Origin of the sequence: Burkholderia sp. JP2-270, from assembly GCF_003233675.1 — a bacterium.
Taxonomy (GTDB): Bacteria; Pseudomonadota; Gammaproteobacteria; order Burkholderiales; family Burkholderiaceae; genus Burkholderia; species Burkholderia pyrrocinia_C.
Genome location: NZ_CP029828.1, coordinates 250604 through 262096 on the forward strand (window position 1 = coordinate 250604; position 11493 = coordinate 262096).

General features: G+C 57.9%; 15 protein-coding genes and 2 pseudogenes. 3 read left to right on the forward strand and 14 right to left on the reverse strand.

Annotated features, from left to right (window positions below; all coding sequences use genetic code 11):
- Nucleotides 1-12: 12 nt before the first annotated feature.
- The 8 genes from DM992_RS40590 to DM992_RS40630 form a co-directional block, all read right to left on the reverse strand.
- A complete protein-coding gene (locus DM992_RS40590; protein ID WP_111021837.1) occupies nt 13-675 on the reverse strand; it encodes a hypothetical protein in 663 nt (220 codons plus the stop codon).
- 11 nt (nt 676-686) lie between these two features.
- A complete protein-coding gene (locus tag DM992_RS40595; RefSeq protein WP_111021838.1) occupies nt 687-1340 on the reverse strand; it encodes a hypothetical protein in 654 nt (217 codons plus the stop codon).
- A 53-nt stretch (nt 1341-1393) separates the two neighbouring features.
- A complete protein-coding gene (locus DM992_RS43635) occupies nt 1394-2020 on the reverse strand; it encodes an H-NS histone family protein (protein ID WP_343212493.1) in 627 nt (208 codons plus the stop codon).
- A gap of 79 nt (nt 2021-2099) precedes the next feature.
- Complete coding sequence (locus DM992_RS40610) at nt 2100-3224, reverse strand: hypothetical protein (protein WP_162631879.1); 1125 nt, start codon at nt 3222-3224, stop codon at nt 2100-2102.
- Nucleotides 3225-3305: 81 nt separating this feature from the next.
- Nucleotides 3306-3500: a hypothetical protein gene (locus DM992_RS40615; RefSeq protein ID WP_111021840.1), complete on the reverse strand. Its 195-nt coding sequence runs from the start codon at nt 3498-3500 to the stop codon at nt 3306-3308.
- Nucleotides 3501-3558: 58 nt separating this feature from the next.
- The gene (locus DM992_RS40620) at nt 3559-3954 is read right to left on the reverse strand and encodes an OmpA family protein (RefSeq protein WP_111021841.1); all 396 of its coding nucleotides are present in this window, start codon (nt 3952-3954) and stop codon (nt 3559-3561) included.
- Nucleotides 3955-4316: 362 nt separating this feature from the next.
- Nucleotides 4317-4622, reverse strand: coding sequence for a hypothetical protein (locus DM992_RS40625; protein WP_239511558.1), 306 nt, complete (start codon nt 4620-4622; stop codon nt 4317-4319).
- Nucleotides 4623-4654: 32 nt separating this feature from the next.
- A complete protein-coding gene (locus DM992_RS40630; RefSeq protein WP_204356224.1) occupies nt 4655-5044 on the reverse strand; it encodes a hypothetical protein in 390 nt (129 codons plus the stop codon).
- Nucleotides 5045-5505: 461 nt separating this feature from the next.
- Between DM992_RS40630 and DM992_RS40635 the strand changes: the two are divergent.
- A pseudogene (locus tag DM992_RS40635) lies at nt 5506-6020 on the forward strand (IS5 family transposase); the annotation flags it as partial.
- A 200-nt stretch (nt 6021-6220) separates the two neighbouring features.
- Here DM992_RS40635 and DM992_RS42170 read toward each other — a convergent pair.
- The 6 genes and pseudogenes from DM992_RS42170 to DM992_RS40655 all read right to left on the reverse strand — a co-directional run bounded on the left by DM992_RS42170 (nt 6221) and on the right by DM992_RS40655 (nt 9208).
- A complete protein-coding gene (locus DM992_RS42170; protein ID WP_162631880.1) occupies nt 6221-6730 on the reverse strand; it encodes a hypothetical protein in 510 nt (169 codons plus the stop codon).
- Nucleotides 6691-6987: a hypothetical protein gene (locus DM992_RS40640; protein WP_162631881.1), complete on the reverse strand. Its 297-nt coding sequence runs from the start codon at nt 6985-6987 to the stop codon at nt 6691-6693. The genes DM992_RS42170 and DM992_RS40640 overlap by 40 nt, the downstream gene beginning before the upstream one ends.
- Nucleotides 6988-7144: 157 nt before the next feature.
- Nucleotides 7145-7327: a hypothetical protein gene (locus DM992_RS42175; RefSeq protein ID WP_162631882.1), complete on the reverse strand. Its 183-nt coding sequence runs from the start codon at nt 7325-7327 to the stop codon at nt 7145-7147.
- An 85-nt stretch (nt 7328-7412) separates the two neighbouring features.
- Nucleotides 7413-7811 (reverse strand): type II toxin-antitoxin system VapC family toxin, encoded by a 399-nt coding sequence (locus DM992_RS40645; protein ID WP_111021843.1) that lies wholly within the window; start codon nt 7809-7811, stop codon nt 7413-7415.
- Nucleotides 7808-8053 carry an AbrB/MazE/SpoVT family DNA-binding domain-containing protein gene (locus DM992_RS40650; RefSeq protein ID WP_059755051.1) on the reverse strand — a complete coding sequence of 82 codons (246 nt, stop codon included), beginning with the start codon at nt 8051-8053 and terminating at the stop codon, nt 7808-7810. The genes DM992_RS40645 and DM992_RS40650 overlap by 4 nt, the downstream gene beginning before the upstream one ends.
- 149 nt (nt 8054-8202) lie before the next feature.
- Nucleotides 8203-9208, reverse strand: a pseudogene (locus DM992_RS40655) (alpha/beta hydrolase).
- Nucleotides 9209-9226: 18 nt separating this feature from the next.
- Between DM992_RS40655 and DM992_RS40660 the strand changes: the two are divergent.
- Both DM992_RS40660 and DM992_RS40665 read left to right on the forward strand, forming a co-directional pair.
- Nucleotides 9227-9676, forward strand: a complete 450-nt coding sequence (locus tag DM992_RS40660) for an Rrf2 family transcriptional regulator (protein ID WP_343212494.1) — start codon at nt 9227-9229, stop codon at nt 9674-9676.
- A 1238-nt stretch (nt 9677-10914) separates the two neighbouring features.
- On the forward strand, nt 10915-11112 hold the full coding sequence (locus DM992_RS40665) for a hypothetical protein (protein WP_111021845.1): 198 nt from the start codon (nt 10915-10917) through the stop codon (nt 11110-11112).
- Nucleotides 11113-11493 lie beyond the last annotated feature (381 nt).

Sequence of the window (11493 nt, forward strand, 5' to 3'; positions counted from 1 at the left end):
CGACGGCTCGCCTCAACGCATGAATGAAGCGGCGACGGGCGAAACAATGACGATGACCATCGCGCAGCGATACAGCCTGGAGTGGTTCGGCCCGAAGAACGGATTCGCGGCGATCTCGGCCATCGCAACGAGGTAAAGCGAAAAATACCAGGTCCATAGGGCCGGGCCAATATTGCGGCATACAGCGGCGGCCGCCCCGAAACCGATGACGGTCGTAGCCGCGACCGAGGCCAAGGCTACGGCGCGAGTACTGACGTGCGCTATTAGTGCACGGAGAAGCGGTCTATCCCGCGTGATGCAAAACCGCTCGACACTCCACTTGGCGAACCAGAGGACCATCACGGTCATTAGTAGCGAGTTAAAGGCGATGTGCTCCATCAAGAGTTCGGTACCAACGTTGGATTTGTTGAAGTAGCGGTAACCGAACCATTGAATCAGGCCGAAGATAAAGCCGATTGTGCCGAAAAATGGAAAATCGTTTCGAAGATCTCTTCCCGACAGCATCCACACTGCCCCGTGTTGTGCCATACATCCAGCAGCCAATCCGGAGGACGGGTGAGCGACCAGATCGCTCTGGAGGCGTGCTCCACAGCTCGTACACTGCTGGCCGTTTCCCATGTCCGGCATGCGGCACTCCAGCGTAGCCGCTCCCCTGCGCACCTTGTTCTCGCCCATCGGTCGATTTCCTAGGTGCCGACGTGGCCGACATTAGCCTCACAATCGTCCCAGTACCGCAACGGGTCCAGATGTTGCGGATAGCGTAAGCTGAGCCACCCCGAAAGCCGAACCCAATCCGGATGGTTGCTGCCTGTCAGTGAGGACCAGATCGAGGAACGTTCGAGAATCCGCCCAGTGGCGCGATCGCGGACCAGCAAGCTTCCCATCCCGCTCGAACTGTTCGACTGTGTCTCGACCAGATAGCGCGGCAACAGCCGCAGCTCGGCATCCTCGGCCCAGCCATACACTGCTCGCACCACGTTCGACGGATCTCGCAGTTCAATGGGGCCAGTGGCCGGACGAACGGCTTTCCATCCTTCAGGAAACTCGGCAACAACCTCGTGGCCAGCGTCCCTCACCCATCTCACCCGCAAAGTGCGCGCTATCGCGTCGCACAAGTGGGACAGCGACGCGTAGCCGGCAGGCAAAGCGATCGCGCTCGGTAGCGTGATCAGATTGTCTTTCCAGAGCCGGGTTTCGTCATCGGCGCGCTGGGCCGTATCGAACGCGCTGGCTTCGAATGGATTCACGGGCCGGCCCGACATGCTCGTGTTCCCGCTTGGTAATCCCGTAAAAAGACGCTCGGCGTCCTGACGGGTAAGTTTTGGTTTCCCGCGTTTCATGAGATCTTTGTACACTTCCTTTCCTATCAATGGTCGAAGAGCGGCTACCCTACTCAGATGGCGAGCAGGTCGGGCTGAATTAGGAACGCTGCAGGATCGTTACCGAGCCATGCTGGCTGTCGCCCCCTGCCAGACCAGGTTTTACCTGTAGCAGGGTCGCGGTACTTCGGAACGGTCGGCACGCGTCTCGAGTCGCGCTTATGCCCTTTCTCTTGCAGATCCTGAACGCTGAGATCGAAGTCCTTCATCAGGGCCTTGATCTGCCCGATCGCCGCTGAACGTTCGGCTTCGCGCGCGGCGTTGATTTGCGCATCCAGTGCCTCTCGTTGCGCAATTAGAGCTAGGTAGCCTGTCGGTTTGGAGCTCATGTTCTCTCTTTTCCTTGCGCCGGCATGGCCGGCGTTTTCCTGTGCTCGGAGGTGCATCGCTCGCGCCGCGTCTCGAAGACGCTTCGCTGCTTGGCGCAGTGTATCGTTGATGCTCGTCCAGTCGTGGTGCCACCAAGCAATAAACTCTGCCGCGATCCTGATCGTTCGTACTGCTACGACGTCGCGGACTTCATCTGCAACTTCATCCCACCAGGCTGCACCTTCGCCGTCACTTGCGCGCGGGTCGATTGCCTTGCGGTAGCAAGCTCGTCGACAGGTCCGAGTTGCTCGGCGCATTGCCGACGACGTCAAGGGAGTTTTGTTGATAATGTGATCATTCGGGGAGCATCGCCAGTGGAATGTCCCCTGCGGATGAGAGTTACACAACTGTCTAGTCACCGAAGATTTCCCTCACTGGGTTTTCCGCAGCCGTAGAAGGAAGACGAGTTAGGCTCCACCCATCTTTCCCGTTGAACAGACTATCCCGATTGACCTTCAAGATATCGAATAGTCGATGGATGCTCTCACGTGCCAAATGCTCGAGGGCGGGAGTTTCATTGCCCAATACTCTCGCGGTCACCCAGCCGCCTTTGGTCGCCCATACGATAGCATCGTCCCAGCTCGCCATATAGGCCCATGGGACGTTATTAAACATCGCAACGACTTCCTCTCGGTTTCCATTCATAAAGAAGCGATTGTAGTCGATGAGCTTCCACCTCCCGGGAAGCAGTCCTTGCCATACCGCGACCTCCGCACCTCGCATCGCCGGTTCGGTAAACAGGTCGGGAATATTCTGAGGCCACGCAACCTGATGGCTATTGATTAGGTCCGTGACGTCAGTGAGCTTGCCGTAGTTGCTCACGACGCGGTTCAGCACGTCAACATGAGCCTTTGCGAGCTGATTGAACTGATTTTCAACCTGCTCACGATACTTTTCCAAAGTTGCACGGAACTTCGCTTCGAATGGATCGGCGCTTCCGCCATTGCCCATCGCGTCAATCGCTATCGAGACGATGCCGCGGAGGATACCCGATAGGGCTCCGCCAACATATGGTATGAGCGCAATGCCCGACAACATCGCGCCGAAGATATCGCCAAATTGGATAACAATTGGAGTTTTCCGTTCAACAAGAGAGACGTAATACGCTACTTCCTCGATTAGAGTGTTTGTGCGATCCTTGATCTCTAGGCAATAAGTACTAAGACCGGCGAAGAAATCTCGTATTGCGTCCTTCCGCCCAACTGTCTCTTCGGTCGTGGCGATAAGCCTCGCCCACTCCGGATCGTGGGGGTCGCTGATCGGCGGTAGCGCTGCGATGGCGGCGATGTAACCGAGCTCGACCTTGAACAGATCGTCCCAGATTCGCAGCTTATATCTCTGCATCATTTCATTTGAAAGCGCGTCAAAATATTTGTTGTCAAGCCCGGGCCACGGGGCATCGCTCGATTTGACTATTTCCGTTATTCGATCAGCAAGTTCGGACGGATCGGATTGTTTAACTGTTGCTCGATTCATTTCGCTTCCCCGTTGAGAGATATTTTGAAACGACACAGAACAAATGACAGGGTCGGTCCTCCCATGCTTTTCCGTTCTCAGTTACTCGTAGGCCCTGACCGGAGGCAGGCCACGCTGCTCCAGAAGCACATCCTCCGCATGCTCGATCGACGCCCGGCGATATTGCGCCGATGAGAAGTCGGGAGAATCGAGCGCCCACACCTGCGGTTCGCGTGCGCGCGCTAAGGCCTCGATCTCTTCGTCCGTCGGCGCCTGCGCGGTGGTCTGGTAGCACATTGTTTTCCGGGTTCATTTTGATTTGAACTGAACCCCGAAGGTTGGACATTCAACCGAATTAGCTGGACTGGCCGGATTTTATATACAGGAGGTCGGCGCGGCGATCTTTTGCCCGCGACGCTTCGTCCCGACCGGTGGCATGCTCCTTGCCGAAGCTGACGGTTTTGATCTGCGAGGCGGTTACCCCCATCCCTAACAGCAAACGAGCGACCTCGTTAGCACGCCTCGCGCCGAGCGCCAGGTTGTACTCGCCGCTGCCAAGAGCGTCGGCATTGCCTTGAATCAGCACTTCTTGTTGCGGGTGGTTCGTCAGAAAGTCCGCGAATTGTTGCAGCAGGACGTTCGCGTCTTGGTACGTCACCTGATAGCTGTCGAAGTCGAAGTAGATACTGTTCGGCTCGGTTAGCGCGTCGACGTTGACCTGTGCGACATCGGTCGGGTTCCTAGGTGTCATGTTATTGCTCTCCTTTGGGTGATATTGCAAAAGCGGGACCTGGCCGGGTTCAATTAGTCTGCCAGTCGTCAACGTTCGCGGCGTACCAATGCGCGTCAGCGCGACTCGAATTCCTTCACCGGAATGTCAGCCCAGGCAGGGTGCGGTGCGTGTTCGAGCAACTGCAACGCCGAGCAATCCTTGTCGGTGATCGCGAAACCCCCGTCGGATGTCAGCGAGCTGGCCCACGTATCACCATTAGAGGATTCGGGTATTGCAAATTGGTTCCAACACCAAGCGCACCTGGTCCGCCGCTTCCGCCCCCGTTGCGATGCTCGCAAATGCGAGAATCAAAGCCAGTTTCTTCATGGTGTTTTCCTATCTCAGCGAACAGCGTAGGCGCTCAGCGCGTCGCCGGCCGCACGTTCGTACATCCACGCCAGCTCGGGGCCGTCGTCGCAAGATCGCGCGATGACATTCGCCAGATGCGCTACCGCACCGCGCCCTGGCTCACCCGCTGCTGCCGCCTGCAGTTCGACCAGAACAGCTTCGGCCGAATGCTCGTAGTCTTGCCAGCGAAACCCGTTGCCGCGAGCGTCGCCGGGATGCTCCGGCTCCTCTCCGCACGCGGCGCAAATGGCCCGAGCCACTGCTGCGCGTACCCGTTCTTGATGATCATCTATGAGCATTTTTCCGCAGTGTCGGCCTGGCCGACGTCTTCCTAGCGCAACTCACCCCGGCCCACTCGGACAAGCATCGGCTCCAAGTTGGACATGACACCCTGCACATCCACACCCTGCCCGGCGCATAGCTGGATGCATGCAATCAAATTGGCCAGCAGTGCGGCTCCCGCAGGACTATATACCGGACGGCTCCCAGCAAATGCCCTTACGTCATCAATCCGATCCTTCAGCGTAGGTGCGACTTCGAGACCTCTCCAACCGCCGGCCGGCAGATTTCTACGGAAATCAGTCTCATAGGAGTCTGGGACCTGAACCTTCACGACGATGGACTCGAATGCGTCGAGAGCCGCAATATAGTCGGGGAGTCGGATCGGGTCGTTACCGTTGTCCTCGTCATACGCCTTTTTTGCCGCAAGCAATTTCTGCATTTGTTTTCCTATTCGTCCTTGATTGTCCCTACGGTCACTTCCCTGACTTGCTGCGCCTGCTCGCCGTCGAGATCTCCTCGTATCTTGGAGGCCAAGATACGCTTATCCCAAGAGCGTGCGCGAGTTCCCGGATCGGCGGTGTTGCTACCGTCGAGATCGGCGAGGTGTTTCCGATTCGCGCGCTTTCGACGGACTTGCATCGTTAAGATCGTGGCCATAGTTTTCCGATCTTTCAGTGAGAGAAGTACATCACCATCGAGAAGACGAAGGCAAGAACAACGACAACGGACCAAAACAGTTGCCATCCCGGACTTGAGCGATTTATCGCCTCTGCAAGGTGACTTTTTCTTTTGTATTTTCGACGAACCATGTGTCTTCCTCGGTACCGGCCGCGCCGGCGTTCTCCTACCGACTCGCCTTGTACCGATCAATCGCAGCCAGGATTTTCTGGGCACAGATAGTCCAAGCGCCGCACCTGGCGCAAGGTCCATCTGGCGATGGACGCCAACACCGGCCAGATCTGCGCGGCGCTGATGACGCATCAGGACGAGGGAGATGGCGAAGTGCTGCCCGATTTGCTCGACCAGATTCCCACTGACGTGCCGATCGACACCATTGGTGGCGACGGCGCCTACGACACCAAGCCGTGCCACGCGCAAATTGCCGCGCGCGCGGCTACCCCATCGATTCCGCCACGCGAGGGCGCAATGCCTTGCCTGACAGCACACCCGGTGCGGCGTGGCGCAATGCGGCCATCGATGCCATCGCGAAGAGCAGTAGGCGCGAATGGAAGCAAGAGAGCGGCTACCACCGGCGTTCGTTGGCAGAGGCCCTGATGTACCGACTCAAGGTACTCACGGGCACCTGCCTGTGGGCACGCGAGATCGGCTCCCAAGCGACCGAGGTTTCGATTCGTGCAGGCGTGCTCAACCGCATGGCGGCACTTGCACGCCCGCAGTCCATTCGTATCGCCTGAGGTCGAAAACATGGAGGTCGCTTCGTCCTTACGCTCGATTTATGCAACAACGCCTCGCGAGTTGGATATGGACCACGCAACACCGCACGGCCTGGCGACATGACAACGCCTGACGTCGTCTTCAATCGCACCTGCCTGAATCCAAAGTAATAGGGCATCGCGAACGTCCTTTCCGGTTTTCCTTAGCCGCGTATCGTGGTTCAACTCGCTACAGCGTTGTGTTTCAAGTACGCGCGCCTGCCGTAGCGGTAAGCCGCCCAACTACCAACGCCGACGACGATAGCACCACAGATGACCCAACCGATGACAGGAACGGCGGCCGACGATGCGGCGGCACTCGCAATCGATGAGACTCCACCGACCATTCCTGCACCGCCCGCGGCAATGCTTCCACCGCCTGCGGCAGCAAGCGCGCCGGTAGTCGCCGCAGTATTGCCCGCGACGCCTGCCAGCGCCGCACCCGCTGCCGCCTCTGCTGCGCCGGCAACCATCGACACGCCGATCGTCGCGCCCGCCGCTGCTCCAACAGTAGCCCCGGCGCCTGCTGCAATTGCTTCGCCTACATCCGCTTGAAATTGCTTCACGTCGTTCGCCCCTTCCGCTTTCCTTGGTGTCTCTACGCAGCGATCGCTTCGAGTGCCTTGTCCAGGCTGAACACCTTCGTTTTCCGCTACCGCGTCAGAGTGACCGAATTGCTCGATTTCGAGCACGCGGACGTGATCTGATCCGGCTGGTCGACGGATGAACCGTTGATCCGAATTGCGCCCTTTTCAAGCAGCTTGGCAGCCAGCGCCGCGCATTCCGACTTCGTGAGCGGCCAAGAGGTCACACCGGTTGCCGTCGTTTTCGTCACGGGCGTCGTAGACACCAGGTCCACTTTCGCGCCCGCGCGGCAGGTCGCGTCGTCGGCTGACGTGAGGCGGCCGTCGACCGCGACCTTCATTCCCGCCACCACGGGCGAGGACATCAATGATTTGCATTCGGCCATCTATAGCGACCCGAGATGGACGAACGATGCGTCCCCATCCATCGATGTAGTGACCGTCGCGTGAGCCGTCGCGCATGCCATCAGCGCAACCGCAAGAAGTGTCTTTTGCATCGCCTCTATTCCAGGTTTCCGATGCCTATGCGCGTTGCTTTTCGATGCGGCTACGAAGGACCGCTCCGGCGATACCAACGATGCCCAGCAAAATAGCCGCCACAGACTCCCAACGAACTGCGTAGCTTCCCTCCATTGCGTTTACTGCCGAGGCGGCGCCAATTGCCACGCTCGTAACACTGCACGCCATGAAAAAATGCTTTTTCATCTTGTACTCTTGCTTCGGCTGCCGGCCGGGCGGGGCGCTAGCTAGCGCGCCAGGTTGCTTTCCTGTTTATCGGCTTGCACGGTGATTACTTGATCAACTGCATCCCTGCGACCTTGGCAGCCCCGACATCAAAGGTAGCTGTGTACTCGCAATCGGCTGTATGGCCGGAACGCTCGATCAGGCAGTCTGCAAAATCCGCCTTTGAAGATGCCGCGTACACGCGAAGTGCCTTTCGCACCGTGTCCGCACCTTCAACTGCCAGTTCCTTGGTGCCGATCATCGAGTCGATGATGTCCTTCATCTGCTCGCGCTCGACGCCATAGCATCGCCCGAGTACCCACACAACTTCGACCAGGGCGACCTGCGAAACGTACCCCGGCCGGTCGGCCGACAGGGACTCCATCAGCGCCGTCGCCTTCCTAGACTGTACGGCGTCGTCCTGGGCGAAGTAGCGGACCAGCACGTTCGTATCCAATCCGATCATCGCGCGGATGCCCCTTGGTCCGCGATGGCCCGATTCATTTCCTCGATCGACACCGGTTTCGCGGGCTTCTTCACGATGCCCTTGAGCGACGTAAGCGAGCGCGTGGCCGGGTAGACCTCATACCTGCCCGTTGCCTCGTTAAGGCTGAACTCGATCCGGTCGCCGGCCTGCAGGCCAAGCTGATTGCGCACGTCCACGGGAATCGTGACCTGACCCTTTGAAGTAATGGTTGCTGCTGTCATGATGGCACCTCTGATATTCCTTACTTTAAGGTAAGGAACATGGTAACGCAAGGGCAAGATGGATGTTCGACAAGCGACTCATCCCCTCTCAAATCACCCCTCTTACAATCGCCGACAGGCGCACCGGATCGCCAACCGGTCAGCGGCTCCTACAAGTTGCGCAAGAACTCGATCAAGGCATCGTTGACGTGGTCGGGGGCTTCTTGCTGCAGCCAGTGGCCCGCTCGCGGAATGATTCGGGAGTCGCGAAGATTGGGGACGAGCTTCGGCATGGCGCCGATAATGTCGAGCATGCTTGGAATTGCCAGCCCGGGATCATGCTCGCCGACAAGATACAGGGCAGGAATTTAGACGGGAAGGCCGTTGAACGCCGCCTGCAACTCCCAGTTGCGATCCAGATTACGGTAATAGTTCAGACCACCCCGAAAACCCGACGCCTTGAATGCGCTCACCAAAGTATCGAAGTCAGCGCCGTCGAGCCACCCGGGTAATGACGCGGGTTCGGGCAAGGCGTCGAGGAGCCCCGCCTCACGCGAAACAAGCCCGAAAGGATTGGGGGTCTTGTCGTCACGCGGGCCGGCCTCGCCTGATGCCCAAAAATAAACTTTTCGCAGTGTAGCGGCGACATCACGCTCGAATTCGTTCTCGGCCTGCCCCGCCTGGGAAAAGTAATGCGTGTAAAACCACGCCTGCCTGGTTAGCGGAAAAAGCCGACTTGGAGTTATCGGGGGCCGGCGCATCATGGGCACCCCGAGGGCAACAACGGCGCGAATGCGATCGGGGCGCAGCTCTGCGGCTTGCCATGCGATGGTTGCCCCCCCAATCGTTTCCGACCACCACCGCGTCGGATTCTCCGAGCGTGTCCAAGATCCCCACGAGATCGCCAACGATGTCCAGGGTCGAGTACTGCTGTGGATTCATCGGGCAATCACTGGCACCGTAGCCGCGCAGGTCCGGTGCAACTGCGCGGAACCCGGCACTCGACAAGGCTGCCAGTTGGTGCCGCCACGCGTACGATGTCTCGGGGAACCCGTGAAGCAGCAATACCAGCGGTCCGGCACCTTGGGCGGCGACGTTCAGGCGAATGCCGTTGGCTTCGATAGAAGACTGAGTGAATGCAGACACGATCGCGCTCCGAGGTTTGCTTAAAGTCATGCGAATTCGTAACATTAAATGTCACGAATTTTCTGCTCTAAGAATATGCAACGAGATACGCGGCTGGCCCGGCTTCTTCACGTGCTCATTCATATGCGTCTGCGCGGCGGTACGACCACTTCCGAAACGATCGCGCAAATGCTGCACACGCAACCGTCACTCGTTCGGCGCACCATGGCCGCGCTGCGTGAAGCCGGTTATGTAGAATCGATTGCCGGCCCCAAGGGGGGCTGGGCTCTTCGTCGCGAACTGGGTGATCTAACGGTGCAAGACATCTACGCCGCGATCGCGCATAAGAGCGCGTTTGCGATCGGTGTGGCGAATGACAATCCGGCCTGCCCCGTAGAAGCCGCTGTCAACCACGTCCTCGACGATGCGCTGCGTTCGGCGGAGGAGGCGTTGCTCCGGCATCTTGCGAAAATACGTCTTTCCGACTTGGCGCGGCGTGTGAAAGCATCGACAGACTGAGTGGCGCCTGCCTTCGGTGCATTAGGAGCCATCCGCTTTCGGGCGGTGAACGACGGGTTCTGGTCGGAGGCCGTCAGTAGCAGCCGAGAGGTCACCGCCCATACAGTCCTCCAGGGCGTCTCCGGGGCCCGGCGTCGCAGCTGAATGAATCGGATACCGAGAGTCGGATATAAATCATGCCTCTACGGTCGTGCAGGAGAGTGCAAGGCGAATTGACGACTTTGCCTCGGACGTAGACGAAGTGACGACATTATTTCGGCGAGACTGTCGATAAAGTCGTCAACTCAGGCGTCGAGCGCCTTGCGCGACGGGAATCGCGTGTTGACATCTTTAATTTGCCCTACGCATGCTGCTGGCCGACGCCGGCCTGACCGTGCGCGAAGTGCTGCGGGAAAAAGGCACCATTTCTGCTTTTGCCGCTCGATCAGGTCCAGCACGGCTCCAAGCCGGGCTGTGGCCTGGGTTTCGCTCACCGTGTGCACTGTCGACTTCTCGCGGCAGCCGTCGTGCCGCGCTACCTTCCACTTCGCCGCAGCCGATTAGAGCAATAGGGCCAGCACGACGGGCTTGGACTCCGATGCAACGCATGGGTCGCTACGCATGATGCCCTCGTTCGGTGAGAATCGGCATGCCGATTCTACGCGCTGATGCTTCCTTCGATCCCCTTACATAGGATGTAAAACGCACCGAGATCTAGGGGAGGTCTATTCATATCTTCTCTTCCTGGCCGCCGCCATCATCTGCTCGCGCTTCGTGGATGACTTGTGTTAGCGACTCTAAGAGCATGCAAGGTTGACCGTACATAAATTACATGACATCGCTTAATTCGTGTTTCAAAAATTGAAACATTGCGACTGACTTTCATCTAGAACAGGTGTAGCGCATTGCGTCATAACTGCATGCTAACGTCTCGATCACGCCAGAGATCGAAATATTCAAACGCACGAATCGACATTTTTGGCTATTGTGGTACCGTCGGCCATGTGTCGAATGGCATTCAAGCGACTGACTTAAAAAACGTGAAATCATATTGTTCGAATAAAACGATTCTATCGCGCCGATTGGCAATACTTAACCATTTATATCGATTCTCGCGAAACTTGAGTTAATATAGCACTCCTGGGCTTGAAAGAATGTTACGCCGCGTCACAGCCCAGCGAGGCAGAAATAATTTCCTGCCCCCCAGAAAGTAATGGAAATTATTACCTTTGCGTGAAGACCAATTTTGAGAGGTTGCCATGCTGAGCCCCCATGAATTCGCCACACTCATGCTGATCAAGGCCGCGCCGGACCAAATCGACCTCAGCCGTGACGAGCTGAACGTCCTACTGGAGCGCCAGCTAATTGCACTGGAGCAGCTCGCTTCCGGACACCCTCGTCCCTTTCTCACTCGCGACGGCGATTCCGTACTGCAGTCGATTGCACGACTGCGCTGAGCGGACTCCACGCTGATCGATTGCTTGCATGCCGGTTCTGGCTTGAAAGTGCCTCTCAGCGCACGTATTCAACTTCCGTGCGCGATTCCACGGCATCGAGCCGTGCGCTGTGCAACGTGAGCGGCAGGCGGAAACTGCTCAGCATCTATAAGGAGCAGTCGCCCTATCGTGAACGGAATGCGCTCGCCATCTTGACGTCGAAACAATGCGACATCGAGTCAACGTCCGTGCATTCATTGGCATCGGACTTGGGCGCTATTTTTGACTCTTTGCGGATCTCCGGGAAATAAGGGCCGGCACGGCAAAGCAAGATCGGGCGATTTTTCAAGCAGACATGCGAGCGCCACCTCTGTCTTGGAATGGACTTTCGCGCCCCGGTCG

What these genes read in the sequence shown, in the direction of transcription:
- DM992_RS40590 (WP_111021837.1), bottom strand. Translation starts at nt 675, where the DNA reads ATGGGCGAGAACAAGGTGCGCAGGGGAGCGGCTACGCTGGAGTGCCGC.
- DM992_RS40595 (WP_111021838.1), bottom strand. Translation starts at nt 1,340, where the DNA reads ATGAAACGCGGGAAACCAAAACTTACCCGTCAGGACGCCGAGCGTCTT.
- DM992_RS40610 (WP_162631879.1), bottom strand. Translation starts at nt 3,224, where the DNA reads ATGAATCGAGCAACAGTTAAACAATCCGATCCGTCCGAACTTGCTGAT.
- DM992_RS40615 (WP_111021840.1), bottom strand. Translation starts at nt 3,500, where the DNA reads ATGTGCTACCAGACCACCGCGCAGGCGCCGACGGACGAAGAGATCGAG.
- DM992_RS40620 (WP_111021841.1), bottom strand. Translation starts at nt 3,954, where the DNA reads ATGACACCTAGGAACCCGACCGATGTCGCACAGGTCAACGTCGACGCG.
- DM992_RS40625 (WP_239511558.1), bottom strand. Translation starts at nt 4,622, where the DNA reads ATGCTCATAGATGATCATCAAGAACGGGTACGCGCAGCAGTGGCTCGG.
- DM992_RS40630 (WP_204356224.1), bottom strand. Translation starts at nt 5,044, where the DNA reads ATGCAGAAATTGCTTGCGGCAAAAAAGGCGTATGACGAGGACAACGGT.
- DM992_RS40640 (WP_162631881.1), bottom strand. Translation starts at nt 6,987, where the DNA reads ATGTCCTCGCCCGTGGTGGCGGGAATGAAGGTCGCGGTCGACGGCCGC.
- DM992_RS42175 (WP_162631882.1), bottom strand. Translation starts at nt 7,327, where the DNA reads ATGAAAAAGCATTTTTTCATGGCGTGCAGTGTTACGAGCGTGGCAATT.
- DM992_RS40645 (WP_111021843.1), bottom strand. Translation starts at nt 7,811, where the DNA reads ATGATCGGATTGGATACGAACGTGCTGGTCCGCTACTTCGCCCAGGAC.
- DM992_RS40650 (WP_059755051.1), bottom strand. Translation starts at nt 8,053, where the DNA reads ATGACAGCAGCAACCATTACTTCAAAGGGTCAGGTCACGATTCCCGTG.
- DM992_RS40660 (WP_343212494.1), top strand. Translation starts at nt 9,227, where the DNA reads ATGTCACGAATTTTCTGCTCTAAGAATATGCAACGAGATACGCGGCTG.
- DM992_RS40665 (WP_111021845.1), top strand. Translation starts at nt 10,915, where the DNA reads ATGCTGAGCCCCCATGAATTCGCCACACTCATGCTGATCAAGGCCGCG.